The 26612-nt window shown below is 37.3% G+C and carries 29 protein-coding genes; 22 read left to right on the forward strand and 7 right to left on the reverse strand.

All coding sequences use genetic code 11. From position 1 onward, the window contains the following. Positions 1–237 precede the first annotated feature (237 nt). Genes JEM65_RS12075 through JEM65_RS12095 form a run of 5 tightly spaced genes read left to right on the forward strand, consistent with a single transcriptional unit; the run spans position 238 to position 3930 of the window. Complete coding sequence (locus JEM65_RS12075) at positions 238–822, forward strand: methyltransferase domain-containing protein (protein ID WP_199599835.1); 585 nt, start codon at positions 238–240, stop codon at positions 820–822. 54 nt (positions 823–876) lie between these two features. After that, positions 877–1488: a class I SAM-dependent methyltransferase gene (locus JEM65_RS12080; RefSeq protein WP_199599837.1), complete on the forward strand. Its 612-nt coding sequence runs from the start codon at positions 877–879 to the stop codon at positions 1486–1488. Between the two features lie 53 nt (positions 1489–1541). Next, on the forward strand, positions 1542–2873 hold the full coding sequence (locus tag JEM65_RS12085) for an MBL fold metallo-hydrolase (protein WP_199599839.1): 1332 nt from the start codon (positions 1542–1544) through the stop codon (positions 2871–2873). Next, positions 2870–3319, forward strand: a complete 450-nt coding sequence (locus JEM65_RS12090) for a methyltransferase family protein (RefSeq protein ID WP_199599841.1) — start codon at positions 2870–2872, stop codon at positions 3317–3319. Before JEM65_RS12085 ends, JEM65_RS12090 begins: the two co-directional genes overlap by 4 nt. Positions 3320–3324: 5 nt before the next feature. Then, the gene (locus JEM65_RS12095; RefSeq protein ID WP_199599843.1) at positions 3325–3930 is read left to right on the forward strand and encodes a class I SAM-dependent methyltransferase; all 606 of its coding nucleotides are present in this window, start codon (positions 3325–3327) and stop codon (positions 3928–3930) included. A gap of 28 nt (positions 3931–3958) precedes the next feature. Here JEM65_RS12095 and JEM65_RS12100 read toward each other — a convergent pair whose 3' ends face one another. From JEM65_RS12100 to JEM65_RS12130, 7 genes are all read right to left on the reverse strand, one after another. After that, complete coding sequence (locus JEM65_RS12100) at positions 3959–5386, reverse strand: bifunctional metallophosphatase/5'-nucleotidase (protein ID WP_199599845.1); 1428 nt, start codon at positions 5384–5386, stop codon at positions 3959–3961. 103 nt (positions 5387–5489) lie between these two features. Then, complete coding sequence (locus tag JEM65_RS12105) at positions 5490–6125, reverse strand: TlpA family protein disulfide reductase (RefSeq protein ID WP_199599847.1); 636 nt, start codon at positions 6123–6125, stop codon at positions 5490–5492. A 12-nt stretch (positions 6126–6137) separates the two neighbouring features. Beyond that, on the reverse strand, positions 6138–7796 hold the full coding sequence (locus JEM65_RS12110; RefSeq protein ID WP_199599849.1) for a bifunctional metallophosphatase/5'-nucleotidase: 1659 nt from the start codon (positions 7794–7796) through the stop codon (positions 6138–6140). A 2-nt stretch (positions 7797–7798) separates the two neighbouring features. Then, a complete protein-coding gene (locus JEM65_RS12115; protein ID WP_199599851.1) occupies positions 7799–8221 on the reverse strand; it encodes a sulfur reduction protein DsrE in 423 nt (140 codons plus the stop codon). A gap of 6 nt (positions 8222–8227) precedes the next feature. Beyond that, entirely contained in the window at positions 8228–8626 is a 399-nt protein-coding gene (locus JEM65_RS12120) for a DoxX family protein (RefSeq protein WP_199599853.1), read from the reverse strand. A 121-nt stretch (positions 8627–8747) separates the two neighbouring features. Beyond that, positions 8748–9068, reverse strand: a complete 321-nt coding sequence (locus tag JEM65_RS12125; RefSeq protein ID WP_233530635.1) for a hypothetical protein — start codon at positions 9066–9068, stop codon at positions 8748–8750. 178 nt (positions 9069–9246) lie between these two features. After that, positions 9247–11271: a cation:proton antiporter gene (locus JEM65_RS12130; protein WP_199599857.1), complete on the reverse strand. Its 2025-nt coding sequence runs from the start codon at positions 11269–11271 to the stop codon at positions 9247–9249. Between the two features lie 303 nt (positions 11272–11574). On the opposite strand from JEM65_RS12130, the gene JEM65_RS12135 reads away from it, so the two are divergent. The 17 genes from JEM65_RS12135 to JEM65_RS12215 all read left to right on the forward strand — a co-directional run bounded on the left by JEM65_RS12135 (position 11575) and on the right by JEM65_RS12215 (position 26611). Continuing rightward, positions 11575–12180, forward strand: a complete 606-nt coding sequence (locus JEM65_RS12135; protein WP_199599859.1) for a TetR/AcrR family transcriptional regulator — start codon at positions 11575–11577, stop codon at positions 12178–12180. 4 nt (positions 12181–12184) lie between these two features. Continuing rightward, positions 12185–13438 (forward strand): TolC family protein, encoded by a 1254-nt coding sequence (locus tag JEM65_RS12140; protein ID WP_199599861.1) that lies wholly within the window; start codon positions 12185–12187, stop codon positions 13436–13438. A gap of 93 nt (positions 13439–13531) precedes the next feature. Continuing rightward, positions 13532–14434 (forward strand): HlyD family secretion protein, encoded by a 903-nt coding sequence (locus tag JEM65_RS12145; protein WP_199599863.1) that lies wholly within the window; start codon positions 13532–13534, stop codon positions 14432–14434. A 29-nt stretch (positions 14435–14463) separates the two neighbouring features. Next, positions 14464–14958 carry a hypothetical protein gene (locus JEM65_RS12150; RefSeq protein WP_199599865.1) on the forward strand — a complete coding sequence of 165 codons (495 nt, stop codon included), beginning with the start codon at positions 14464–14466 and terminating at the stop codon, positions 14956–14958. Continuing rightward, complete coding sequence (locus JEM65_RS12155) at positions 14959–15861, forward strand: ABC transporter ATP-binding protein (RefSeq protein WP_199599867.1); 903 nt, start codon at positions 14959–14961, stop codon at positions 15859–15861. It abuts the gene before it with no gap. Between the two features lie 295 nt (positions 15862–16156). Continuing rightward, positions 16157–16885 (forward strand): ABC transporter ATP-binding protein, encoded by a 729-nt coding sequence (locus JEM65_RS12160; protein ID WP_199599869.1) that lies wholly within the window; start codon positions 16157–16159, stop codon positions 16883–16885. 59 nt (positions 16886–16944) lie between these two features. Continuing rightward, a complete protein-coding gene (locus tag JEM65_RS12165; protein ID WP_199599871.1) occupies positions 16945–17331 on the forward strand; it encodes a GxxExxY protein in 387 nt (128 codons plus the stop codon). Between the two features lie 143 nt (positions 17332–17474). After that, positions 17475–18581: an ABC transporter permease gene (locus JEM65_RS12170; protein ID WP_199599873.1), complete on the forward strand. Its 1107-nt coding sequence runs from the start codon at positions 17475–17477 to the stop codon at positions 18579–18581. A 102-nt stretch (positions 18582–18683) separates the two neighbouring features. Continuing rightward, on the forward strand, positions 18684–19805 hold the full coding sequence (locus tag JEM65_RS12175) for an ABC transporter permease (RefSeq protein ID WP_199599875.1): 1122 nt from the start codon (positions 18684–18686) through the stop codon (positions 19803–19805). 11 nt (positions 19806–19816) lie between these two features. Further along, positions 19817–20563, forward strand: a complete 747-nt coding sequence (locus JEM65_RS12180) for a TIGR00730 family Rossman fold protein (protein ID WP_199599877.1) — start codon at positions 19817–19819, stop codon at positions 20561–20563. A gap of 5 nt (positions 20564–20568) precedes the next feature. Continuing rightward, positions 20569–20970, forward strand: a complete 402-nt coding sequence (locus JEM65_RS12185; RefSeq protein ID WP_199599879.1) for a hypothetical protein — start codon at positions 20569–20571, stop codon at positions 20968–20970. Next, on the forward strand, positions 20958–21401 hold the full coding sequence (locus JEM65_RS12190) for a DUF2141 domain-containing protein (protein ID WP_199599881.1): 444 nt from the start codon (positions 20958–20960) through the stop codon (positions 21399–21401). Before JEM65_RS12185 ends, JEM65_RS12190 begins: the two co-directional genes overlap by 13 nt. 161 nt (positions 21402–21562) lie before the next feature. Then, on the forward strand, positions 21563–22186 hold the full coding sequence (locus tag JEM65_RS12195) for a cytochrome b/b6 domain-containing protein (RefSeq protein WP_199599883.1): 624 nt from the start codon (positions 21563–21565) through the stop codon (positions 22184–22186). Positions 22187–22201: 15 nt separating this feature from the next. Then, entirely contained in the window at positions 22202–23098 is an 897-nt protein-coding gene (locus JEM65_RS12200; RefSeq protein ID WP_199599885.1) for a hypothetical protein, read from the forward strand. A gap of 14 nt (positions 23099–23112) precedes the next feature. After that, the gene (locus JEM65_RS12205; protein ID WP_199599887.1) at positions 23113–23961 is read left to right on the forward strand and encodes a restriction endonuclease; all 849 of its coding nucleotides are present in this window, start codon (positions 23113–23115) and stop codon (positions 23959–23961) included. A gap of 189 nt (positions 23962–24150) precedes the next feature. Beyond that, positions 24151–25461 (forward strand): TolC family protein, encoded by a 1311-nt coding sequence (locus tag JEM65_RS12210; protein WP_199599889.1) that lies wholly within the window; start codon positions 24151–24153, stop codon positions 25459–25461. A gap of 70 nt (positions 25462–25531) precedes the next feature. Next, positions 25532–26611, forward strand: a complete 1080-nt coding sequence (locus tag JEM65_RS12215) for an efflux RND transporter periplasmic adaptor subunit (RefSeq protein ID WP_199599891.1) — start codon at positions 25532–25534, stop codon at positions 26609–26611. Position 26612: the final 1 nt, after the last annotated feature.

Raw genomic sequence — 26612 nt, forward strand, 5'->3', positions numbered from 1 at the left:
AGTAAAAAGTTTACAAAGCTAATTAAAGTAAGACCTGGTAAGAGATATTAAAAATGGTACCTTGCTTTTTGAAACCAATTTTACTTAGAGTGATTGGGCAAATTTAATTTAGAATAACGATTGTTTATCAGTCAGTTAAATTCAAATCTCTGTTCTTTTTCCGATAGCTATCGGGACTATAAGCGCAGCGATCTTTATTCTTTATCGGACAATAATGCTTTTAAATATATAATTACAATGACTTTAACAGAAAATTTCTGGGATACTCGCTATATAAACAATGATATTGGGTGGGATATGGGTGAAGTTTCTCCACCGCTTAAAGCGTATGTTGATCAGTTGACCGATAAGGATTTGAAGATTCTAATTCCAGGTAGTGGTAATTCTTACGAAGCAGAATATTTACACCATAAGGGGTTTAAAAATGTATATGTGGTAGACCTTTCCAAAACCGCACTGAACAATCTCAAACAACGCGTGCCGTCATTCCCTTCTGAACATTTACTTCACCAAAATTTTTTCGATTTAAAACAGTCTTTTGATTTGATTATCGAACAAACTTTTTTCTGCGCTATAGATCCTAAATTAAGAATTTCGTATGTTTCCAAAGCTGCTGAACTTCTCAATAAAAACGGCAAAATAGCAGGCTTGCTTTTTGATGCACCTTTAAATACTGACACACCTCCTTTTGGAGGGCATAAAGCCGAATATCTCAACTGTTTTGAACCACATTTTAATATGTTGACAATGGAACCAGCACACAATTCCCATCCTTCAAGACAGGGCAAAGAATTATTTGTAAACGTCCAAAAGAAAAATTGAGATGGCTTTTAGGATTTATATAGATATTTAGAAAGCACTACTAACAATAATTAGATGACTACAAAAGACCATTGGGAAACCATATACGAAAATAAGACTCCTGATCAAGTGAGTTGGACTCAAGATAGACCCACCGTCTCCTTGCAGTTGATCCAGGATAGAGATCTACCAAAAACAGCCAAAATTATTGACATAGGTGGCGGCGACAGCAAACTTGTGGATTATCTAATTGAAGAAGGGTATACGGACATTACTGTACTGGATATTTCTGCCAATGCCATCGAAAAAGCAAAATTACGGTTGGGCGAAAAGGCAAAACATGTGCAATGGATTGTAAGTGATATCACGACTTTTAAACCGACAGTGTTATACGACTTATGGCATGATCGGGCAGCGTTTCATTTTTTGACTACCCAGAAGCACATACAAGCTTACGTGGCACTGACCAACTCCTTTGTGAACAACAGTTTGATTATCGGAACCTTTTCAAAACAAGGACCTGAAAAATGCAGCGGATTGAAAATTACCCAATATGATGCCGAAGGCTTAACAAACGTGTTCGGTAAGCATTTCCAAAAAATTGAATGCCTGACTACAGATCACATCACTCCTTTTGACACCGTACAAAATTTTCAGTTTTGTTGTTTTAAAAACAAGACCAATTAAAAATTATTAATAACCCAGGGTCAATTACAGGACCTCATAAAAAACATGACACTATGACTATTAAACAATTTGAATACAAACCCCTCTCCCATTACTCGTACGCCATTGTAAGTGAAGGCAAAATAGCGGTTATAGACCCCGAGCGTGATCCACAACAGTATTACGACTACGCAAAAGCCAATAACGCGACCATTGTTGCCATACTGGAAACCCATCCACACGCTGATTTTGTGAGCTCTCATCTTGAACTGCATAAAGAAACCGGAGCGACCATCTATAACAGTGAAAAATTAGGTGCTGATTATCCGCACCAACCCTTTGATGATGGCGACAGCATAGCACTAGGAAACATCACTATAAAAGCCTTAAACACACCCGGACACTCTCCAGACAGTATTACAATTGTGGCTACAGAAGGTGACAAAACAGCTTTGTTTACAGGCGACACACTGTTTATTGGCGATGTTGGCCGTCCCGACCTTAGGGAGAAATCCGGTAAGATGAAGGCCAAACGTGAAGAACTGGCTGAAATGATGTACGATACCGTAAACACAAAGTTTAAGGATTTACCAGATAACGCTATTGTGTATCCTGCACACGGTGCGGGTTCACTATGTGGAAAGAATTTGAGCGAGGCCGCCAGCAGCACTTTAGGCGATGAGCGAAAATTTAATTGGGCATTTAAGAAACAAACCAAAGAAGAATTTATTGAGTCCTTATTGGATGGGCAACCGTTTATCCCCGCCTATTTTGGTTATAATGTAGACATTAACAAAGAGGGTGCTGATAATTTAGAGCCTTCGATTGCAGAAATTCCATTTGCTAAAAAGACTACTGCTTCAGGACTCATCATTGATATGAGAACTGAAGAAACCTTCAAAAAAGGCCATTTAAAGGGAAGTTTCAATATTCAGGCAGCATCTGATATTGATAAATTTGAAACTTGGTTAGGTGCCATTGTGAAGCCAAAAGAAACATTTACTCTGGTTATTGACGCAAAGGAAAACAAGGATAAACTCTTAGATCGTTTGGCTAAGATTGGTTACGAAAAACAGGTCAAGCAAGTCATTACGCTAGCTGATGAAAACCTTGAGAAATCGGAACAATTGGATTTGGCCGATTTTAAAAAGAATCCTGATAATTATACGATTGTAGATGTTCGTAATACAAGTGAGATTGATGAAGGCAAGTTTTTTGAAAACGCTTTAGCACATCCACTGCACGAGTTACGACATACCGCCGAGAATATTCCAACAGAGAAACCTATTGTAGTCCATTGTGCTGGGGGCTACCGTAGTGCAGCAGGAAGTAGTATCCTGGAAAGCGAATTAAAAGGCGCCACCATTTACGATTTGAGTGATGACATAGAACAATTTAAAAATTGAGCCTAAAAACACCGATAAAGGATTATGGTTTTGTAGTAGGGCAACTACTGCTTTTTTTGGCCTATGTTGTACCTTTGCAACTATATAAAATACAACTACCCGAATGGCTATGCTATTCGGGTTTGTTTATTTTGGGAGTTTTTGTTCTGTTTGGAATAGTGGCGCTCTTACAATTAAACACGAAGCTCTCCCCGTTTCCATCACCCGTTGCATCTGGCAAGTTGATTACCAATGGCGCATTCCGTATGTCCCGGCATCCCATTTATACGGCTTTGCTCTTTTCGGGGTTTGGATATGCTCTTTATGTCTCATCGCTTTATAAAGTGCTGATCACAGGAATTCTTCTCCTTTTATTCTATTATAAATCCGTTTATGAGGAGATCTTATTGATCCAAAAATATCCAGATTATTACAATTATAAACAAAGAACACGTCGCTTTATTTAAACCTTATGAAAGAATCAAAGAACAATTTTTGGAACCAACGTTACGATGCTGAAGATTACGTGTATGGTACCTCACCAAACGATTTCTTTAAAGAGCAGCTGACCAAAATCAACAAAGGAGACCTTCTATTGCCAGCAGAAGGAGAAGGAAGGAATGCCCTATATGCTGCAAAACAAGGCTGGAATGTTATGGCTTTTGATAGTAGTGAAAGCGGTAAACAAAAGGCCTTAAAACTGGCCTCAGAGCACAAGGTAGCGTTCAACTACGAAGTGAAAGACGTGTTGTCTTTTAAGACGAATGAACGATTTGATGTTCTAGGCTTGATTTATGCCCATTTTCCGAAGGATATCCGTAAATCGGCCAATCAGTATTTGCTACAATTTTTAAAGCCCAATGGAACGGTCATTTTTGAAGCCTTCGCAAAAGAACAATTAGCAAATGCTTCAGGCGGGCCAAAAAATTTGGATATGTTATTTTCAATTGAAGACATACAAAATGAGTTTTCTGGATTGGAATTTGAGTTATTGCAACAACAAACCATCCAACTAAACGAAGGCGAACACCATAAAGGTAAAGCGGAGGTGATTCGCTTTGTAGGCAGGAAGAAATAATTACAATAGAGGCAATGGTTCAATAATACTAAACCAAACGAAAACTGTCAATTCTATCCGGACTGAAATCTCGATACTCTTTTAAGTAAGCTTTCATCGCAGCCACGGCTTTTTGATCATGAGCTTTCCGATTCTTACCGTATTTTTTGGACACCCCTTGTGTAGTTACAAAGCTTACTGTATACGACTTGGTCATATCAAGATGTGCTCCGTTGTAAAAAATCTCTTGAATCCGATGCCCATTAGGGTTTTCAATCCGCATGTTAATTTGCAGTCCTAAAACCCGTTTGACATAGCCACCCATTTGCCCGAACGGATCCTTGCAAAACGTCCGTTCCAAATTTTCTTCTAACATTTGCTTGATTTCTGCACCAGTCAACACAACGGTAGACACTGGTGGATTCATTGGCGTGATATTGTAGAGATCATTCTCTGTAATGTCTCCTATTCCAATTGGCGCTCCATAACGCCATCCGTTGGAAAATGCAATCTCCGTGTTAGTAGCATGAGCGATGGCCTTCAACAGAAAATTATCCATGGTGGAGTTGATGGTATTGTACCGATGTAAAACAGTATCTGTACGACCTAACACCACCGTTCTTATAGCTTTATAAGGCTCCAGAGCCTTCTCTACCAAAATCTCTACGGCAGCACTTTTAGGAATTGAACTGTCAATTTTTATAAGTTCATAATTGGAATTTTTAATTTTATTCTCTTTAATCTCAAGACTGAATTTGCCCATAAATGCACCATGGCAACCACATTGAACAATCTGTGCGCCGTTGATCTCTATAGGGCTGTAAATTCGGTTGTGGGTATGTGCACTCAAACAAATGTCAATACCCTCTACTTGTTTTAAAAGTTCCACATCTTGAGGAAATCCGTTATGAGAAAGCAACACAATTACATCTGCGCCATCTGATTTTAGTTGTTGGACATATTTTGGAACCTCCTCAACACCAGATGTAAATTTGAGCCCCCCACCCATCTTCTCGGGCATGACCTTATCTACAATCATCGCACAAACACCGATCACGCCTATTTTAACGCCTTCTTTTTCATAGAGTGCTGTAGGTTGCAAAAAATTGGAGCCATTCTCTTTGTACACATTGCAACCCAAAATTGGAAACTTCAATTGGTTGTTAATCTGCTGTAGTTGTTCGGGTCCATAACCAAAATCCCAATGGCCAACCCAGGCATCGGGTTGTAGTGCATTTAAAATTGGAATAATGGCTTCTCCCTTTGAATCAACCAAGGGTTTGGTGCCATGTAAGGTATCACCACCATCAAATAAAAGCGTATTCGGGTTTTCTTTTCTAATAGTTTCCACCAATCCTGCAATATGGGCGTACCCGCCCGCCGTTTGTACCACTTCGCCCGATGCGTCGTAAAACAATTCCGAATGTGGCGCTAAGTAACCGTGGACGTCGTTTATGAATAAGATGTTCAGTTTCATACCTTTAATGTGTTTCTTACTTGTAAGTTCCAATAAATTTGTGATGATTCCTAAAAGGGATAATACTCTGATTTGAATTTATCATCCCTTTTTAGAATGTATGCTATTTCAAACTCTTTAAAAAGTCTTTGAACTCTGAGTTGCTATAATCTGCCATGCCTTTATGGGTCAATGCCAAGTTACCTGCAGCATCAATCACATAAGTAGTCGGAATTGCCGAGGATTGGTACATTGGTGGCAAGTTACTCGCCGGGGCATAAATTGGCAGATTGTAACCTTTGCGTTTGTCAAAGGCTTTGGCCAATTCAAAATCCTGATCCAAGGACAGAATTACAAAAGCCACCTCATCACCCATCTCTTCGTGTAATTTATCGATGCTTGGCATTTCTGCAATACACGGTGGACACCAAGTGGCCCAAAAGTTCATAAAAATAACCTTGCCTTTCAAATCTGCAAGAGATGTGATGTTTCCGTCCCTATCCATTAATTTAAGACTAAAATCAGCTTTAGTTGCTGCTGGTAAAGTTGTAGCCTCACTACTGGAATTATCTGCATGTCGCACTTCAGTTATGTCCTTGACATCAGGATTCATCAATCCGGTGGCCAATAGTCCGCGTTGCGCAAAACCAATCACTTCTGTATGTAAGCCTGTTGCATAAAGCGCAATGGCTATAACGGCAAAAATGCCGTATTGAATCCAAGTTCTCTTCGCGTTTTTATCGTTCTTATCTTTTTTCATATGATTTATTTTTTATTCAAATTTATATGCCGACCCGGGTACGGTTGAAAACGAATACGTGCCTAAATATTCACAGTACGCTCTCCCTTCTAATGTTGGTGATACTGGCGAATTTTTCTGAAGGTACTCTTCTACAGCCTCATGAATCGTGTAATCCTTTACCTCTACATCCTTAACGTTAGGCATCCTACATAAATTATCGAGTGGATCACCAGGACGCACACAGGCAGAAACCGTGTAATAGTCATCATCCTTCATTTCTTCACCTTTAACGATGACACTGGAAATTCGGTGCCCTCTCTCGTTTTGACTGCTAAAACTGACTTTCATTCCTGAAAATCGCACTAACCAGCCCCCAAAACGTTCCGTTGGATTCTGAGAAAACGCATTGTGCATTTCTTTTTCCAACCAATCCTTAATCTGTTTCCCTGTAGCTCTTCCGGTTTTTACAGGTTCATTCACTGGCAGTAAATTCCATAGATTAGCTCTTGTGATTGCCGCGGGATTGCCGTCTTCAGGCACAATCGGGTTCCCAAATCTAAATCCGTTGGAAATGGCGATATCCGCACCTGTTTTCCAACGCGCGGCATCGGTAATCATATTGTCCATTGGGTTTTCAACCGTTAAATATCTATAAATTGGTGTGCTTGTATGGCCGACCACCGTTTCCAAATAGTCTTTATAGGGCGCTTTTTCTTCGTCAATTAAGGCTTGTAAGGTTTCATCGGCTTTATAAACTTCAGGATCGACATCCATCAATTCATAATCATCACCGACTAATTTACCGTCAACAAAATGTAAGGTTAACTTCCCTACAAAGGAACCGAAGGCACCGGGCTCCGTAACTTTAGCATATTTCCCTACGATTAATTCGCGGACGCGCTCATGCGTATCGTTACCCAATATATAATCGACATTTTCAGCAATAGGATTACTGGCCAGCTCCACTTGTTTAAAAATCCCGATATGCGTCACCAAAAAGAGCACATTAACCTCCTCATTGATTTTAAAGGCGTCGATCATGGTTTTCAAGTCAGCATCCAATCCGCTAAAGCCAATCCCTTCACTAAAAATAGGATTTTGTCGCACAGGTACATCAGGATCATTAATGCCAACAAAGCCAATACGCACACCTTCAATTTCTTTCACCCAAGAGGCTGGAAATAGTGGTTCTTCGTTAGCTTCGTGATACATGTTTTGAACGATAACTTCTGTCCCGTAGTCTTGCATTACATTCATCATAATGTCTTTGCCGTAAACCACTTCCCAATTACCGGGTATAATGACATCATACCCCATATTCTTAATAATATTGGGCATCACTTTCCCTTCAGATAAGGCGGTATAGCCACTCCCCTGAATTAAATCCCCTCCATCCACAATAATAGTGCGGTTAGGATTTTTTTGCCGTTCTTGGTCGAAAAGCGTTTTAATATTTGCCAGTCCGCCCCTATTTTTAAAGACGACTTGATCATTCTCCCAAAATAATTCAGGATGTGTATCCAACTGTCCGTGAATATCGGCTGTTTGCAGGATGGTAATGCTCAAGGTGTCCTTCGCTATTACATTACTTGCCACTGCGTTGGAGGCTTCCGTTTTACAAGCTACTGTTACCATTAGTATTACAATAAGTGCCGCCGATTTCAATAGTGTTTTTTTAAATGTTTTCATAATTAGAGACTAAGGCTTTTATATCCCTTCTTCTGGAGTTGGAAATTATACAGAATACCATTTTCTACGGTGGTCATTTTACTTGGGACCTTGGTTTTATCAACTTTAAATTTATTCAGCGAAAAACCACAGGCTACTAATTGTACCCCTGCTTTTTCAGCCTTTTCAATAAAGGTATTGATCTTTTCAGGATCAGTAATATCACCTATTTCCTTCCCACATATAATGACTTGAAAATCGCCAAATGCATCGCATTCTTCAGCTTTTAGCGCCTCAGCCGTTAAAATAATGGGTTGTAATTGTGCTACCTTTTTGGTAAGTACCACGTAGTTATTTTTGCCGTTTGTAACATCTTGTGCAGTCATATGATTTGTTGTAACTAATGTGAGTATAAAAAATAGGGAACTAAAAATGTATGTTTTCATAAGTATTTATTTTAAAAGTTTATCAGTGTCGTTCAGTATAAAAAAAAGAAGTCCACCTAAAATTGCAATGTTTTTAAATAAAGGGCCGAGTGTTGTGATCTGTCCCACTTGAACCGTTAAAGAGATGGGAATTAAAATAGCCATCAAAATGATTGCCGCCCATTTGGTTTTATATCCTATAAGGAATAAAAATCCGGCGCCCAGCATGGCAATACCTGACAGAATGATAAGCCATTGCGGTTCGCCAAAAAAATGTGCGATGCCTTTAAAGCTTGCCTGCTCTATGCGTTGTGCCGTTTTTTCTACGTGTATCAGGTGATTAAACCCTGCGACCAGAAATATGCCGCTGACCATAATGCGTAATACCTGTATAGAACGGCGACTGATTGAAATGTGTGTCGACATTAATTGAATGTATAAAAGAGATTGATGGATGTGGCGTGTAGGTATTATAGTTTATTTCAGTGTATTTTGAAATAAGAAAATGACGGGAGTACACACCCAATAAGATTTCAGAGATAAGAAATTATGCCCAGCGTGGTGGTGGAGAAACGCTTTCTAAATAGCGATAATTTAATTTTGAAGGCAGATGATCATCCAACACTCTTATGTGATCTGAATGATTGATATGCCATGATAGCAATTCTAAATGAAACGATGTTGTACACTGTCCACTTAAGCTTAACATCTCTTTGGAACTATCTTGATCCTGATCTGAGAAATTTTGTTTTTTTGAACTGGAATCTGAGTCAACATGCTTTTTACAAAACGGATTTACAAAGGTGATATCATTACCACTCAACAATGTGTTAAGTGCGTGTGCATCTATGGCAACAAATTTTGCCATAAATATAAATGTTAAGAGGAGCGCTATGTAAGTTTTAGGTTTCAAAGATCTTACAAACATAGGGGAAACAAACCCGTTTTTATGTAACCTTTGTTACTCAGGTCTGTTAAAGTCGTATTAAAAAACATGTTTCGTTTGAGTCTTACGCACTAAAATATCACACTAAAATTTCAGAGTCCTATTGCGGATAAATGACCATTTTACTCATATGTGGAAAAGACCTTTCAAGTCGTTGCGGAATTTTGTCCAATTGCCCGAAATGGGAAATATAACCGCGTCTTGATGATACCAAGATAATGATATCCGTATCTCCTATATTTTCAGTGAGCTTCATAAAATGATCCCAATCATTAAAATGTGAATAATTTAGATTTAGGGTCACCTTATGCTCTTTTGAAAATTTCAAGATGGCTTGGTGCGTTTCTGCAGTACTATGTAGTTCTATAGGAACGGATAGCTCAATAGATAATTTTGCTATTTTATGTAACCAAATCGCAAAACCCTCTTCAAACTCAGCATTTGGAGGAATGATCAAGATTAATTTTTTATGATTGACCAGCGGTATTTGAAAATCGCAGATAAAGAGGGTTTTCTCAGTATTTTGTAAAATACTTTCCATTTTATCCCCTATTAACTTCTCCAAAAACCCTGTTTTTTGCGGCCAACCCAATAAAATGATATCGGCCATAATCTCTTTAGCTGCTCGCGAAATACCGCTGGCCGCATTAAAATCGATAGTTGCCATAATAGTCGCATTGGTATCAGAAGCAGTGGCTTCATTGATATAATTTTCCAAGCCTTCCTTAGCTTTAATTATGGTTTTTTCAGCCTCCTTGGTATTAGGAACTACCGTCAATATAGACAAAGGGTTGTTTGACTTTTTCTCTTTTATTAGAACTGCAAAGTCGAGCACCTTATCAATATTCACCAAATTAGCAATTGGGATAAGTATGTTTTCCTTATTAGCTCTGTAAGACAAATGCAGACTTTCTTCGTCATCCACGTTTCGAATGATCAATTTAGCAGCACTTTCCGTCGCAAAGGATGCAATGACGCAGGTAACTAGTATGAGAATAACAGTACCATTTAAAATATTGGCATCCAAGATCCCCGCTTTATAACCTACTAAAATCACCGCCAAGGTCGCTGCAGCATGAGCACTACTTAACCCGAAAATTAATTTGCGTTGCCCTCTAGAGAATCTAAAAATGATTTGGGTGATCCATGCCGCCATCCATTTTCCGAAAATAGCCACAAAGGTTAAGGTTCCGGCAATAATCAAGGCCATAGGTCCGCTTAAAATGACGCTGACGTCTACGATCATTCCCACACTAATTAGAAAAAACGGAATGAACAGTGAGTTTCCTATAAATCCAATACGATTCATCAAGGCTGAAGAATGTGGAATAAGTTTATTAAGCGCCAAACCAGCAACGAAGGCTCCAATAATCGATTCAAGACCAGCCAATTCTGCCAAAAACGCCGAGAAAAACACGACAGACAATACAAAAATATAATGCGAATGTTTTTCACTCTCCAATTTCCTAAAAAACCATTTTGCGATTTTCGGGATGACTAAGAACATAAACGCCGAAAACAACACTAGGGAGATTCCCAAACGCATCCAGAAGTCGATGGTCAATCCGCCTTGGTGAGACCCCAAAATCACAGCCAACAAAACCAATACCGCAGTATCTGTTAAAATAGTGCCCCCAACGGTTACCGCAACCGCTATATTTTTAGAAAGTCCTAATTTGCTCACTATTGGATAAGTTACTAAAGTGTGGGTGGCAAACATGCTCGAGGTGAGCAAACTGGCGTTAAAATCAAAGCCCAGAATATAATAACAAACGGGAAATCCAATACTTATCGGAATGGTAAAGGTTAGAAAGCCGAATAAGAGACTCTTATTCCGGTTAGCTTTAAATTCGTTAAGATCCAATTCCAACCCCGCAATAAACATAATATAGAGTAATCCAATGGTCGAAAACACGTCTACAAACAGACTCTTTTCTAAAATGTTCAACCCTGCAGGACCGATAATAATTCCAGAAACAATCAATCCTATAATTCCAGGAATGCGTATTCTGTGAAGCACTATGGGTGCTAACAGAATGATAAAAAGAATCAATGAGAAAATCAACACCGGATTATGGAGTGGCAACTGAAATTCTTCTATAAGTTGATTAATGATGGTATCCATAGTGTCTCTAAAGCTTAAAGGATTACACTGCAACAGTTGCTAAACCAATGCAAAGTGGAAAATTATCTAGCAAACATAATAAAAAGATTGGCACACTTATTTAACAATTACAAGGTGTGACGTTAAATTTTTAAATAATATCTACTCATTTTTAAAATACATCAGTCAAAAAGATAATCAGCTTTTTGGTAAATCCTCCAAAACCTGCAATTATATACTAAATGCTAGATAGTTACAAAATACTAAAATCATAAGATTATTTTTTGTATATTTGTTAACCATATGGTTAAACTTGTTAGTTAAATGAAAAAAGAAGAAACAGCGGAACATTTAATTTTGGACGCAGCTAAGGACATATTTCAATCCAAAGGCATGGACGGCGCCAGAATGCAGGAGATAGCCGATAAAGCTGGAATCAATAAGGCAATGCTTCATTATTATTACAGAAGTAAACAATTGCTTTTTGAAGCCGTTTTTAAGAATGCCTTTTCACTCTTGGCACCACAGTTAAATACGATATTAAACGACGACTCTTCTATTGAAGATAAAGTCAGAAAATTTACAACAGATTATACGGCGTTCATGATGAAGCATCCGTATCTACCAAATTTCATTATCAATGAACTGAACAGAAATGAAGATTTCATTTTAAAACTAAAGGAGAATACCGGATTTCCAAACCTGGAAAAGTTTAAAGCTCAAGTTAATACTGAAATTAAAGCCGGAGTTTTAAAGCCTATTGATGCTGACCAATTATTCGTTAACATATTAGCGCTCAATATCTTTCCGTTTTTAGGCAAACCGTTAGTTAAAGCGCTTACCAAAAAAGATGAACTGTCTTACGCTGCATTTGTAGAAAGCAGAAAGACTGAGGTCGCCAATTTTATAATCCATTCCATAAAGAAGTAACACCATGAAAGGGTTCCTTATCATATTAATAGGATTAGTTACAAGCACTATGGTGTCTCAAGAAACAATAACACTTCAGGAATGTTATGATTTAGCTACAGTCAACTATCCTTTGGCGAAACAATCTATTTTATTAGAAGCACAGAATCAATTGGAGCAAGAAGTGGTGTCTGCCGCAAAGTTGCCACAATTAAGTTTTGATGCGCAAGCCACCTATCAATCCGATGTGATTGAAGTTCCCATTCCTAATTCGTCCATTGAGCCACTCAACAAAGATCAATATCGTGCAACCCTATCCGTAAATCAACTGATTTATAATGGCGGTGCAACAGAGGCGTCATTGAATGTGAAATCATCACAACTCAAAACCAAGCAAAAACAGGTTGAAGTAAACCTCTATCAGCTAAAACAACACATCAATCAACTCTATTTCTCGATTTTATTGGCACAGGAAACGGACTTATTACTCCAATCAAAACAGACCTTGTTAGAGGTTAAATTGAGTGAAGTCATTTCAGGCATCAAATATGGCGTACTCCTACCTGCATCAGATAAAGTTTTGGAAGTTGAATTGATAAAAATAAACCAACAGCTGAAAGACGTTGAGAGCAATAAAGCAACCTTAATTGAAACATTGTCCAGTATCATTGGGCAACAATTGGATGCTTCCACTACATTTCAAAATACTTTGGCTGAAATCATTACTACAACCGAATTAACCCGACCCGAATTAGACCTATTTCAACTTAAAAAAGATGAAATTGAAAGCAACGAGGCGCTTATAGCGAAACAAAATTCTCCAAAGTTATTAGGATTTGCGACGGGTGGTTATGGCAATCCTGGATTGAATATGCTCGATAATTCCTTTCAGACATTTTATACGGTTGGTGTGAAATTGAATTGGAATGTATTCGATTGGAATTCCAACAAAAAACAGCGTGAATCTTTATCGATTACTAAAGATATTATAGATACTGAAACCGAAACCTTTAAACTTAACACCAACACGGAACTGAATCAGCAATACAACGACATCGAGAAGATTGAAGCGTTTGTAATTTCTGATTTAGAGATTATAAATTTAAGAAAAGAGGTTTTGAAATCGGCAGACTCTCAACTCAAAAATGGGGTCATCACCTCATCGGCATACATAACCGAACTCACTGATTTATACGAAGACGAAAACACATTGATCAAACACAAAATTCAGTTACAACTGGCAAAAGCCAATTACAATGTCATTAAAGGACAACCATAACTTTCGCACGGATGATGCAGACAAAGGAAAATATAAAAAGTAAAAACATTCTGCGAAAATCAGCGAAATCAGCGGGAAACAAACACACATAACATGAAATACTATAATTATATAATCGGTTTAAGCCTAGCAGCAACTACCCTATTCTCCTGCGACAACTCCAACGGGAAAGCAGATGGCTATGGCAATTTTGAGGCCACAGAAATAACCGTTTCTGCAGAAAACAATGGGAAACTGATGCAGTTTGAGGTCAATGAAGGCGATCAATTAATGAAGGAAACATTCATAGGGTATATTGACACCATTCCATTGGCGCTGCAGCGTGAACAATTAAAAGTTTCAAAGGAGGTCATCAGCTCTAAATCTAAAGGCGTCCTATCTCAAATTAATGTTTTGAACGCAAAATTAAAAACCGCCAATACCAACAAAACCCGATCTGAAAATCTTATTAAAGATAATGCAGGCACTCAAAAACAATTGGATGATGTTAAAGGTGAAATTGATGTGATCAAAAACCAAATCCGCAGTGTTGAAATCCAAAATGCGCCGGTTGTCAATGAATTGAGAAGTATTGATGTTCAATTAAAACAAATTGATGATCAAATCGAAAAAAGCAAAATCATCAATCCGATAAATGGCACCGTGTTAACCAAATATTCAGAGCCTGGGGAAATCACCTCGTTTGGACGACCACTGTATAAAATAGCCGATTTAGGCACCATGCAATTGCGCGTGTACATTAGCGAAACACAATTGGCAAATATACAAATAGGGCAAGAAGTCACGGTTAAAATTGACGCTGCAGACGAGATGAAATCTTATACAGGCAAAATTAGCTGGATCGCTTCGGAAGCGGAATTCACACCAAAAATCATTCAAACCAAAGAAGAACGGGTGGCATTGGTCTATGCTGTAAAAGTGGATGTTGTGAACGACGGAAGCTTGAAAATTGGCATGCCTGCGGAACTATGGCTCAACAATTCGAATACTCATTAATACATTATAACCACTAAAAAACAGAAACAATGAAACATTTAATTTTTACCATCGGTCTATTGGCAATCGTAAGTTGTAAGGACAGTAAAACTCCAAAAACCGACGTGCATTCCGACGCCATTGAACAATCCGCTGAAGTCATCAATGAACCTCATAATGATGAGGCTTCCAACGTTTATGGCAATGCTTGGACAGAAGACATCGTTATGGACAATGGTGCCAAATGGCAAGCTGATTTAACAACCAATGGAGGGGTTAAACAATTGCAAAAAACCTTTTATGCACAAACCACAAACAGTTTGGAAGCGTATCACAAATTGGCCGAACAACTTAATGAAGACAAAAACTATGTTGTAAAGAATTGCACAATGGAAGGGCCATCACACGATAATTTACACGTTTGGTTACACCCATTAATTGAGAAAATTGCAGCGCTTTCAAAAACTGAAACTGTTGAAGATGCCTCAAAAATCAAACACAGTATCGAAAAAAATATTAATGCATATTCAGATTATTTTAAGTAAATGGGTATTTCAGTCTCACATATATCAAAATCTTACAAAACAGTAAAGGCTTTACAAGACATTTCATTTGACGTCAAGCCAAATGAACTTTTTGGCCTTATTGGTCCTGATGGCGCGGGCAAAACAACATTATTCAGAATCCTGACTACGCTTTTATTCCCTGATGAAGGCACAGCCAAGGTTGCGGGTTTTGACGTGGTAGCCGATTATAAAGAAATTAGGAAAAGTGTTGGTTATATGCCTGGGAAATTCTCGCTCTATCAGGATTTAACAGTGGAGGAAAACTTGAATTTCTTTGCTACTATTTTTGGAACGACTATCGAAGAAAATTATGATTTGATTAAAGACATTTATATTCAAATTGAACCTTTTAAAGACCGTCGTGCAGGTAAATTATCGGGTGGCATGAAGCAAAAGCTAGCGTTGAGCTGTGCGTTAATCCATAAGCCTAAAGTGTTGTTTTTGGATGAACCTACAACAGGCGTGGATCCGGTTTCGAGAAAGGAATTCTGGGAAATGTTAAAACGTTTGCAGCAAAAAGGGATCACTATTTTGGTGTCTACCCCTTATATGGATGAAGCCGCATTATGTGATAGAGTGGCTTTAATTCAAGATGGTAAAATTTTACAGATTGATACCCCTGAAGCTATTGTAAAACACTATCCAAAACCCATTTACAATGTACGGTCAACTGATATGTACCAGTTGATCACGAGTTTAAAAGCCTATGAATATAACCATAGTGTTTACCCTTTTGGGGAGTTTGTGCATTATACGGACAGTAGAGCCGATTTTAATCCGGATGATTTAAGAGCGTATTTAGAATCTATAGACTTATTCGATACTCAAATAGAAAAAACAGAAGCAACCATTGAAGACACCTTTATGGAGTTGGCTAAATAAATATCATTTCGAGCGCCGTTGAGAACGACAACACATCTCGACAGCACTCGATGGAACCTATAAAAAATAAACCACTATGGATTGGAAATCCATAGTTTTAAACCAAAGAATGAAATTCTTTTCTGAAAATAGTTTGTCATTCCGAATGAGGCACGAAGAGGAATCATAATATTATAAGATTTCTCGTCACTCGTTCCTCGCTCTGTCGAAATGACAACATACTCTTAAAAGTTTATATAAACTAAAGTAACTGTAACGAAATTACACGGTTTTAACCTTTAACTAGATAATAAAAATGAGCACTAGCAAAGTCATACAAGTAGAAGGTTTAACCAAAATGTTTGGTGATTTTGCGGCAGTCGATGCCATCTCGTTTGAGGTTGAAAAAGGTGAAATCTTTGGCTTTTTAGGCGCCAATGGTGCCGGAAAAACCACAGCAATGAAAATGCTGATCGGAATTTCGAATCCAACTTCAGGAAAGGCCACTGTTGCCGGATTTGATGTCTATACACAGGCCGAAGATATCAAAAAAAACATCGGTTATATGAGTCAGAAGTTTGCCTTGTATGACGATTTAACGGTTAAAGAAAACATCACCTTTTTTGGGGGAATCTATGGATTGTCGCGGAAGAGAATTAAAGAAAAATCAGATGCCCTAATTCAAGAATTAGAACTTGAAAACGTTGCCAGCCAATTGGTAGGATCCTTACCATTGGGTTGGAAACAGAAACTGTCCTTTTCAGTGTCCTTGATTCACAATCCGAAAATCGTGTTTTTAGATGAACCCACGGGAGGCGTTGACCCGATTACCAGACGTCAATTTTGGGAAATGATCTATAAAGCGGCCAACCAAGGCACCACTGTGTTTGTAACCACCCATTATATGGATGAAGCTGAATATTGTGATCGAGTTTCCATTATGGTGAATGGGAAAATCGAGGCATTAGACACACCAAAAAAACTTAAAGATCAGTTTAAGGCCGACACTATGAATGATGTGTTTTTAAAGTTGGCGCGCGGATAGAAGAAAAAATCTCCCGCAGATTTCGCTGATTTACGCAGAAAAAAGAAAAGTTAATAACTATGGAATCAAAATCAGAAAACGATATTTCATATATAATTAGAGGAGCAATTTTCAAAGTATATAATGAATTAGGTCCGGGTCTATTAGAATCTGTCTATGAAGCTGTTCTATGTTTCGAGTTACAGAAACAAGGATTATTGGTTAAGCGACAAGTTCCTCTACCAGTTATTTATGAAGATGTTGAATTAGAAATTGGTTTCAGATTAGATGTATTGGTTAATGATAAAATTATAATCGAAATCAAATCGGTCGAGAATTTGGAGAAAGTACATCATAAACAAATTTTAACCTATTTAAAGTTAACTGGTTTAAAACTGGGGATTTTAGTAAACTTCAATGTTGATAATATCACTGAAGGGATTTTTAGAAAAGTAAATGGACTATAAGAAATAGCCTGCAGATTACGCAAATACCCACAAAAAAAAGATCAAAATCAAACACTAACCCTTCTGCGAAAATTAGCGAAATCCGCGGGGAAAAATAAAATTAACTACTTAAAAAGATATCCCTGCCTTCGCAGAGACATACGATGAAAAGATTTATAGGCTTCATAAAAAAGGAATTCTACCACATTTTTAGGGATAGACGCTCATTGTTTATTCTCTTCGGGATGCCTATTGCCCAAATTTTACTGTTTGGATTTGCCATTACCAATGAAATCAACAATGTGGATATTGCCATACTGGACAACTCCAAAGATGCCACTACAGAGGAAATCATCAATAAAATAGCGGCTTCAAAGTATTTTAGCATCAAACAGATAGTCACTCGTGAAGCGGATATCGCTTCTGTATTTGAAAAAGGACACGTAAAAGCCGTGTTGAAATTTGAGAAAGATTTTAGCAAAAACCTGATCAAAGACCACAAAGCAACCATCCAAATCATTACGGATGCCACGGACCCTAATACGGCAAATACGATTACCAATTACGTTAATGCCATCCTTCAGCACTATCAAAAAGAATTGAACAAAGACATCAACATTGCGTATCAAATAATCCCACAAACCCGTATGGTCTATAATCCAGAACTGAAAAGTGTATATATGTTTGTTCCTGGAGTGATGACCATTATTTTGATGCTGGTTTCGGCCATGATGACTTCCATTTCGATTACCAGAGAAAAGGAATTGGGTACCATGGAAATCCTGTTGGTGTCGCCATTAAAGCCATTCCAAGTGATCATAGGAAAAGTGATTCCTTATATTTTTCTATCCATCATCAATGCCATCGTGATTGTCATGTTGAGTATATTCATTTTCAATATGCCCGTACAAGGCAGTCTTTTTCTATTAGGATTGGAAAGTGTGCTATTCATCATCACCTCACTAGCTTTAGGTATTTTAATATCAACAATTTCCGCCACACAGCAAACCGCAATGATGATTTCATTAATGGGATTGATGCTGCCCGTCATCTTATTATCCGGATTTATTTTCCCTATTTCGAGCATGCCCATGCCGCTCCAAATTATTAGTCATATCATTCCTGCCAAATGGTTTATCATCATTTTAAAAGCCATTATGTTGAAAGGTGTAGGCTTGGAATTTATATGGAAAGAAACCTTGATTTTATTGGGAATGACGGTGTTTTTTATTGCATTGAGTGTGAAGAAGTATAAAATAAGATTAGAGTAATAAACTATTACAGAAAAGAGAAATGAGATAAGAGAAAAGAGAGGAATGACCAATAAAGAAAGTCTTGGTTCTCTATTCTCTCCTCTTTATTCTATTAAAAAGATGAAAACAATCCTTTACATCATACAAAAAGAGTTCAAGCAAATCTTTAGAAATAAGGGCATGCTTCCCATTATTTTTGTGCTGCCCCTACTCCAATTAGTTATTCTTTCCAATGCCGCCACTTTTGAGGTAAAGAATATCAAATTTGGGTATATCGATAATGACCGTACCTCAACATCTAGAGCTTTGATCGAAAAATTTAATGCGTCGACGTATTTTGATGTGTTGACAGATTTTCCTTCGGAGACTTTATCCAGTGCAGCAATGCTGCGAGGTGAAGTTGACGTCGTATTGGAAATTCCCAGACATTTTGCGCGCGACTTACAAACAGAAAAACATAACAACTTAGGCGTTACCATTAATGCTATTGACGGCGCTGCTGCGGGTGTAGAAAATGTTTATATCACACAAATCATCCAAAGCTATAACAAGCATATTAGAATAGATTTATCCCAAATTTCTGATGCTCAAATTCAACCCGTCATCATTGAGACCATCCCCTTATTCTGGTATAATGAAACTTTAAACTATAAAACCTTTATGGTACCTGGAATTTTGGTGTTGTTAGTCACCATGATCACCCTTTTTCTTTCGGGAATGAATATTGTGCGAGAAAAAGAAATAGGCACTTTAGAACAGATCAACGTCACCCCTATCAAGAAAAGTCAATTCATTATCGGGAAACTCTTTCCGTTTTGGGTGATCGGAATGGCCTTATTAAGTATCGGATTAATCATAGCGAAAATCATTTTTGATGTCCCTATGGTGGGCAGCTTATTGCTCATGTATGTCTACACCTCCATTTATATCTTGGTGGTTCTGGGTATTGGGTTGTTCATTTCAAATTTTACGGACACCCAACAGCAGGCCATGTTTATTGCTTGGTTTTTTGTGGTGATTTTTATTTTGATGAGTGGTTTATTTACACCCATTGAAAGTATGCCAGAATGGGCACAACTAATTACTGAGTTCAACCCTATAAAATATTATGTTGAAGTGATGCGGATGGTCATGCTCAAAGGTTCTGGTGTAATGGATATTCTTCCACAACTAATCAAAACGCTCGTGTATGCCATTGTGATGAATGGCTTAGCAGTTTGGAGTTACAAGAAAACTACTTAAAACAATGCTGAATGGAGACTGAAAAAAAAATAATGTTATCTAAAGATGAATCTTTATTTGTTAGAGGTCCCCTATCGCGTTTTAAAGAATTGAGTTCTGCTTTTAAAGTCTTTTTCAACTTTATAAAAGCCTTTCGAAAAATGCATTTTATTGGGCCATGTGTAACTGTTTTTGGGTCTGCAAGATTCGTACAAGATTCCAGCCACTATAAAAATGCCGAAAAAATTGGCGCCGCTTTAGCAAAAACCGGATTTACAGTCATGACGGGTGGCGGCCCAGGTATTATGGAAGCCGCCAATAAAGGTGCTTTTGAAGCTGGAGGGCACTCCGTGGGATGCAATATTATTCTGCCATTTGAGCAGAAGCCCAATTTGTACCTTCATAAATGCATCAACATTCCGTATTTTTTTTTAAGAAAAGTGATTCTTATAAAATATTCTTACGCTTTTGTGGTCATGCCGGGTGGCATTGGCACTTTAGACGAATTGTTTGAGGCTTTAACACTGATTCAAACTAAAGTTATCCAAGACTTCCCTGTCGTGATTTTTGATTCGATATACCATAAAGAATTATGTGAACACATTCAATTAATGGCCGAAAATGAAAGCATAAGTCCAGATGATATGGAACTGCTCTTTGTAACTGATTCTGTGGAAGATTTAATGACTCATATCGAATCGCATACCATCAAAAAATACGGATTAATCAAAAAACAGGATAAACCAAAATGGTGGCTTGGTGAACCCATTAATTCCTAAATCAGATGAAAAAGAGAAAGATGACCACTACCGTATCTGCCATTATTCTAGCAGTATTTGCAGTGCTGACGTTGTTTTTAAGTAGCGCAGTAATTTTTGATTGGTTTGGTATAAGAGCCAAAGAAGGCAATTATGTCTTGTTCATAGTGTGGGCTAATTTTACGTGTAGTCTTTTGTATCTCATTGCCGTGTATGGCTTCTTCAAAAGCCGAAAATGGACGTTTTGGGTGTTACTTGCAGCTTTGGCAGTATTGATCATAGCCTTTACTAGATTTCTTTTACATATTGACAATGGAGGGCTTTATGAAGAAAAAACTATTGGCGCCATGATTTTTCGAATGTTGGTGACATTGATTTTTTTGCTTATTGCTTTACGTAACTTTAATTTATTATCATGGAGAAATTAGTCGTTTTAAGTTTACTGATATTGGGTCTGTTAATGGGTAATATCCAACCAAATTCCTATTCATTAACTATAAAAATCGAGGGTTTAGAAAACTCTGAAGGTACTATGGTATTTGCTTTATACAATAAGAAAGGGTCTATACCAGATCAAAAATTTAGAAACTATTACAGAAAAGAAAGTGTACGTATTATTAATACTAAATCAGAAATCAAATTTAATAATTTGTCGCAAGGATTTTACGCTGTAACAGTTGTCCACGATGAAAATAACAATGGAAAAATAGACACAAAATTCATGCTGCCATTACCAGTTGAAGGTGTTGGGTTTTCAAATTATGATGATTTTGGATTAAGTAACCGACCGAACTTTGAAAATGCCAGTTTTAAACTCAATAAAGACACCACCATTGTAGTAAAAGTAATTTATAAATAAAGTGAAATCGAAATTTATCATGCTGCTTCCTGTTCAAAAACCGAGCTTCCAATTCTGGGTTTAGAAGATGTATTTTATTTTGCTAATACTTTAATTTGATAACAATTGCAGAAAAGTGATATTCATACATGAAATTATGCTCAATATTAAAACAAATTATCATGAAAAAAGCACCCTATTCTAAAACATATCGCCTCATACATTGGGCAATAGCTCTTGCATTCCTGCTCTTATTAATCACTATTTTCCTGCGTTTAACCTGGATGAATAAATTTAATATGGCAGCAATCATACAGGAGTATCTAATAGACAACGGTCAGGTTTTATCCGAAGATCAACTCATAGTCTTAGCTAAAAAATTAAGACAACCCATGTGGGACTGGCACATTTACATCGGCTATGTATTGGTCGGACTATTTAGTATTCGGTTTTTTCTGCCTGCATTCGGACAAATGAAGATTCAAAGTCCATTAACCAAAAATCTATCCACAAAAGAGAAATTTCAGAAATGGACTTATATCATTTTTTATATCTGTGTGATTGTGTCATTAGTCACCGGATTGATCATAGAGTTAGGACCAAAAGAATTGAAAAAACCGATGGAAGCCATTCATGTTCTCAGTATTTACTATTTGCTAGCCTTTATTGCCATACACATTTCTGGAGTTTTAATAGCTGAATTTACAGAACATAAAGGCATTATTTCAAGTATTGTAAGTGGTGCAAAGAAGAAAAACAATAAACACAAAAATAGCACAGACAGATCAATTATTGATGGTCGATAATCAATTGAATTTCCAATGAAAATAAAAACGAATATCTTATTTTGGTTTTTATGTACGACACCTTTTGTCTATTCGCAAATAGATGTTGACACAAATCTTCAATTGGATTTACACAAAATAGCGTTGATGAACCAAACCGATAGCTATATAACATTTCCCACAGATATTGGAAACATTGAACCCTTAATGTTTGAAGCAAATGTCAATCCAGCCTTTATTGTCAGAAAACGTAAAGACTCAAAACTAATGGCTGTGCTCACGCCTCAAATTACAATTAGGATGTATCGTGAAGACTCGTATCCTGTCCGTACACCAAGCTATATTCCACAAATTTCAGTATATTATAAAGCCAAAAAGAGAGCAGCATTAGAGTATTTAGTTATATATGGAAAAATAGCACATCATTCCAACGGCCAAGGTGGTTCATTTTATAATGAAGACCACAGTAGTATTAATCTCGAATCAGGTAATTTTGCCACTAATTTTATTGAGTTTGGTATTCTCAAAACAGGATACAGCAACAGATTAAGAGCCATAAAAACGATTAAAAGCGCCATTGAAATTCACCCGAAAGGTTGGATGTTAACGGAGTTGCAAGGCCACTATAGCGGTTTGAGATGGCACAATTCGTTTACATCCTATAAGTTTCCTCAAAAAGACGACACTCTTAAAAGAGCCAATTTTTCGTTAAAAGCTGAAACTTTTTTTATGTTGGATAATTATAATAATTTGGAAGTTTTTGATTTAGACAGAATTAATGCAAGTTTGACCTTTTATTATCATCCAAAGTTTTTAGAGGATATAGGATTATTTGTACAGTTCTATCATGGCATGGATTATTACAACATTTACTTTAATCACCAATTATCAATGATTCGCTTCGGTATAATGACAGAAATTTTAAGATTTTGATCTAATTATAACTTATGGAACACCACGTATATATTAAGAAGAGCAATGGAGAAACTGAGCTTTTTTCATTTGAAAAGCTACGGAGATCGTTACAGTCAGCAGGTGCCAATAAAGATATGGTAGAGACCATTGTCCACAAAATACAAGGCCAGATCTATGACGGCATGTCCTCTAACGCGATATATAGAAAGGCGTTTAGCTTATTAAAAGGCAAAAATAAAATCTCTGCATCTCGCTACAGTTTAAAACGCGCCATTCTTGAATTGGGTCCCACCGGCTACCCTTTTGAAAGATTGATTGGAGCCTTACTAAAGGAAAAAGGCTATGACACTAAAGTGAGTGTGACCTTACATGGTGAATGTGTGACGCACGAAATTGATGTACTGGCAGAAAAAGATGGCAATGTATATGCCATAGAATGTAAATTCCACGCAGATGCCAGAGCAACCAGCAATGTCAGAGTGCCCTTATACATTAATTCGCGGTTTTTAGACATTCAAAAACAGTGGAATACCAATCCAAACAACAAATCACATTTAAAACAAGGGTGGTTGGTGACCAATACCCGATTTACCGAAGATGCCGTAAATTATGGAAAATGTGTTGGGTTAACTTTGTTGAGTTGGGATTACCCAAAAAACAATGGCCTAAAAGCAAATATAGATTCCTTAGCATTATATCCAGTAACTACCTTAACAACCCTGAACAAGAGAGAAAAGCATCAACTTATTGAGACAGATATCATTTTGGTAAAAGAACTGTTCAACGCTGCGGATAAATTAAAAACCATTGGATTATCAGATACAAAGATCCAACGTGTTTTGGATGAAGTGAAGCAATTGTGCCGTTTGGACTGCAACTAACACGATTATTAAAGTCAATCATTCTTTTCCGTAAAAAAACGGTGTCCTCCCCGCACCTTTTTATAATCATTATGAGCACTACCCCACCTAAAAACACCCTTGAAAGAGCGTGTTTTTTTTTGTAGGTAACATAGGTTACTGACCAGCATCGGTATCTCACGTACCTTTGCGGCATATATGATTATACACATGAAAAAGAAGCTACTTATTTTAACCTTTGCATCCTTTGGATTCACCACAATGATTCAGGCGCAAGAGGTGATACCAATTTCTAAAAATGAAGTTTTAGACAAGGTTAGCCAGGATAATATCTCGTTAAAAATATCGGAACAGGAGTTTTTTGAGGCCAGAGCCGATTACAGACAAACAAACGCGGTTTTTCTGCCCAATATCACTGCAAGTCACACGGGCATTGCAACGACTAATCCGCTTATGGCTTTCGGGTCTAAGTTGAATCAGGAGATTTTAACCCAAAGCGATTTTAATCCTGCAACGCTCAATGATCCGTCCCAAATTGAAAGTTTCACTACGAAATTTGAAATTCAGCAACCGCTAATCAATTTAGACGGTTTGTTCCAACGTAAAGCCGCCAAGTCAAAAATGGAGGCTATGGCTCTAAAAACAGAACGCACCTCTGACTATTTGAAATTTGAAGTAGAAAAAGCTTATATGCAATTGCAATTGGCCTATAAAGGGGTTGACGTATTGGAAAAAGCCTATAATGCTGCACTGGCCAATAAAGAATTAGCCGACAACAGTTTTAAGCAAGGTTATCTTCAACGTGCCGATGTTTTAAATGTGGAAGTTCGTGTTACTGAAGTCCAAAACCAATTACAAACGGCAAAAAGTAATGTGCAAAATGCTTCCAATTACCTATCATTTTTAATGAATGATGAAACTTATGTAGCCTATATGCCTACGGACAGTTTAACCGTTTCTGTTACCACGATGGAAAACCATAGTATTTCAGAAAATCGTTCAGACATTAAAGCCATGCAATTGGCAACAAACGCCTACGAAGCGATGAACAAAGCAGATAAAATGGCTTTCTTACCAAGATTAAATGCCTTTGGAAGTTTTGAATTATATGATGATCAAATTTTTCAGGCCGATGCCAATGGCTATTTATTTGGAGCACAATTGACCTGGGATATTTTTCAAGGTTCAAAACGCTTTGGGAAGACGCAAAAAAGTAGAGCAGAATTTGAAAAATCAAAATTGGAATACACCCAATACGTATCACAAACCAATTTAGAATTAAACAAAGCAAAGCGAGCGTTTTTAGATGCTGAAAATAAATTAAGGCTGACTACTTTAGCTTTAGAGCAATCTGAAGAATCCTTAAGAATCAGAACCAACAGGTTTAAAGAAGGGTTAGAAAAAACATCCGATTTACTAATCGCCGAAACCCAATTCGCCCAAAAGCAATTGGAATATTACCAAACCATTTTTGAATTCAATTACGCACAAGCGTACTTAGAGTTTCTAACTAAAGACTAGAAAGAGAAAAGACTATAGAATCAAGAGAAATAATCGTGTGTTCATGGCAACCAAATAAACATCCAATAAAATGAAAAAATATATCTACCTATTATCCTTAACTACAGCTTCTTTATTTATGACGAGTTGCGGTAGTGAAGACAAAAAAGCAGTTGCTGATACTACCCCAGCAATTCCTGTAACTGTTAGTCAAATTACAGCAAATAACACCAGTCCGTTTTTATCAGTAAGTGGAAAGATCCAGGCCACTAACAGTGCCGATTTAAGCACCAGAATAATGGGCTATGTCAATAAAGTGCACGTTAATGTTGGCGATAAAGTAAAAAAAGGACAATTATTGGTATCTATCAACAATACAGATTTACAGGCCAAACAAGGGCAAGTTAATGCTGGTATTACTGAAGCAACAGTAGCCTATAATAATGCGAAGAAAGATTATAACCGCTTTCAAAGTTTATTTGCAGACAATAGTGCCTCTCAAAAAGAATTAGATGATAGGACGGCCAATTTTGAAATGGCAAAAGCGCGTTTAGAATCTGCCAAACAAATGAAAAATGAAATCAACGCCCAATTTGCCTATAGCAATATTACTGCTCCTTTTAACGGCACAGTAACCAGTAAAAGCATTGAAACTGGAGACATGGCGAATCCTGGGGTTCCATTAATAAGCATTGAAACCCCTGGAAATTTTGAAGTGATGGCCATGGTGCCTGAAACAGAAATTTCACAAATTAAAAAAGGCTCTGAAGTGAGTGTGTTGGTTAAATCGATCAACCAAACCTTGAAAGGGAAAGTAGTTGAAGTAAGTACTTCAGCTAAAAATACAGGCGGACAATATTTAGTAAAGATTGATCTAGATAAAACGGACGCGAATATACTTTCTGGCATGTTTGTAAGTGTACAGTTTCCGGTTGAAAAACAATCTGCAACCGAATTGATTTTAATTCCAGCGGAAGCCGTCATCACCAACGGTCAACTAACCGGTGTGTATACGGTAAGCCAAAGCAATACGGCCATTTTACGTTGGTTGCGTTTAGGAAGAACTTTTGGAGATCAAGTAGAAGTCTTATCAGGTTTAAATTCTGACGAGGCCTATATTGTTTCTGCAGAAGGTAAACTTTACAATGGTGCTAAAATTACAATTCAATAAC

It is taken from the genome of Gelidibacter salicanalis, assembly GCF_016469035.1.
Taxonomy (GTDB): domain Bacteria; phylum Bacteroidota; class Bacteroidia; order Flavobacteriales; family Flavobacteriaceae; genus Gelidibacter; species Gelidibacter salicanalis_A.

Bases quoted from the DNA above. Each gene is read 5' to 3' on its own strand.
- JEM65_RS12140 (WP_199599861.1), top strand. From the start codon at position 12,185: ATGAAAGGGTTCCTTATCATATTAATAGGATTAGTTACAAGCACTATG.
- JEM65_RS12195 (WP_199599883.1), top strand. From the start codon at position 21,563: ATGAAAAAAGCACCCTATTCTAAAACATATCGCCTCATACATTGGGCA.
- JEM65_RS12155 (WP_199599867.1), top strand. From the start codon at position 14,959: ATGGGTATTTCAGTCTCACATATATCAAAATCTTACAAAACAGTAAAG.
- JEM65_RS12110 (WP_199599849.1), bottom strand. From the start codon at position 7,796: ATGAAAACATTTAAAAAAACACTATTGAAATCGGCGGCACTTATTGTA.
- JEM65_RS12160 (WP_199599869.1), top strand. From the start codon at position 16,157: ATGAGCACTAGCAAAGTCATACAAGTAGAAGGTTTAACCAAAATGTTT.
- JEM65_RS12175 (WP_199599875.1), top strand. From the start codon at position 18,684: ATGAAAACAATCCTTTACATCATACAAAAAGAGTTCAAGCAAATCTTT.
- JEM65_RS12185 (WP_199599879.1), top strand. From the start codon at position 20,569: ATGAAAAAGAGAAAGATGACCACTACCGTATCTGCCATTATTCTAGCA.
- JEM65_RS12075 (WP_199599835.1), top strand. From the start codon at position 238: ATGACTTTAACAGAAAATTTCTGGGATACTCGCTATATAAACAATGAT.
- JEM65_RS12200 (WP_199599885.1), top strand. From the start codon at position 22,202: ATGAAAATAAAAACGAATATCTTATTTTGGTTTTTATGTACGACACCT.
- JEM65_RS12115 (WP_199599851.1), bottom strand. From the start codon at position 8,221: ATGAAAACATACATTTTTAGTTCCCTATTTTTTATACTCACATTAGTT.
- JEM65_RS12215 (WP_199599891.1), top strand. From the start codon at position 25,532: ATGAAAAAATATATCTACCTATTATCCTTAACTACAGCTTCTTTATTT.
- JEM65_RS12130 (WP_199599857.1), bottom strand. From the start codon at position 11,271: ATGGATACCATCATTAATCAACTTATAGAAGAATTTCAGTTGCCACTC.
- JEM65_RS12085 (WP_199599839.1), top strand. From the start codon at position 1,542: ATGACTATTAAACAATTTGAATACAAACCCCTCTCCCATTACTCGTAC.
- JEM65_RS12210 (WP_199599889.1), top strand. From the start codon at position 24,151: ATGAAAAAGAAGCTACTTATTTTAACCTTTGCATCCTTTGGATTCACC.
- JEM65_RS12135 (WP_199599859.1), top strand. From the start codon at position 11,575: ATGAAAAAAGAAGAAACAGCGGAACATTTAATTTTGGACGCAGCTAAG.
- JEM65_RS12165 (WP_199599871.1), top strand. From the start codon at position 16,945: ATGGAATCAAAATCAGAAAACGATATTTCATATATAATTAGAGGAGCA.
- JEM65_RS12095 (WP_199599843.1), top strand. From the start codon at position 3,325: ATGAAAGAATCAAAGAACAATTTTTGGAACCAACGTTACGATGCTGAA.
- JEM65_RS12100 (WP_199599845.1), bottom strand. From the start codon at position 5,386: ATGAAACTGAACATCTTATTCATAAACGACGTCCACGGTTACTTAGCG.
- JEM65_RS12180 (WP_199599877.1), top strand. From the start codon at position 19,817: ATGGAGACTGAAAAAAAAATAATGTTATCTAAAGATGAATCTTTATTT.
- JEM65_RS12105 (WP_199599847.1), bottom strand. From the start codon at position 6,125: ATGAAAAAAGATAAGAACGATAAAAACGCGAAGAGAACTTGGATTCAA.
- JEM65_RS12125 (WP_233530635.1), bottom strand. From the start codon at position 9,068: ATGGCAAAATTTGTTGCCATAGATGCACACGCACTTAACACATTGTTG.
- JEM65_RS12205 (WP_199599887.1), top strand. From the start codon at position 23,113: ATGGAACACCACGTATATATTAAGAAGAGCAATGGAGAAACTGAGCTT.
- JEM65_RS12150 (WP_199599865.1), top strand. From the start codon at position 14,464: ATGAAACATTTAATTTTTACCATCGGTCTATTGGCAATCGTAAGTTGT.
- JEM65_RS12145 (WP_199599863.1), top strand. From the start codon at position 13,532: ATGAAATACTATAATTATATAATCGGTTTAAGCCTAGCAGCAACTACC.
- JEM65_RS12080 (WP_199599837.1), top strand. From the start codon at position 877: ATGACTACAAAAGACCATTGGGAAACCATATACGAAAATAAGACTCCT.
- JEM65_RS12170 (WP_199599873.1), top strand. From the start codon at position 17,475: ATGAAAAGATTTATAGGCTTCATAAAAAAGGAATTCTACCACATTTTT.
- JEM65_RS12190 (WP_199599881.1), top strand. From the start codon at position 20,958: ATGGAGAAATTAGTCGTTTTAAGTTTACTGATATTGGGTCTGTTAATG.
- JEM65_RS12120 (WP_199599853.1), bottom strand. From the start codon at position 8,626: ATGTCGACACACATTTCAATCAGTCGCCGTTCTATACAGGTATTACGC.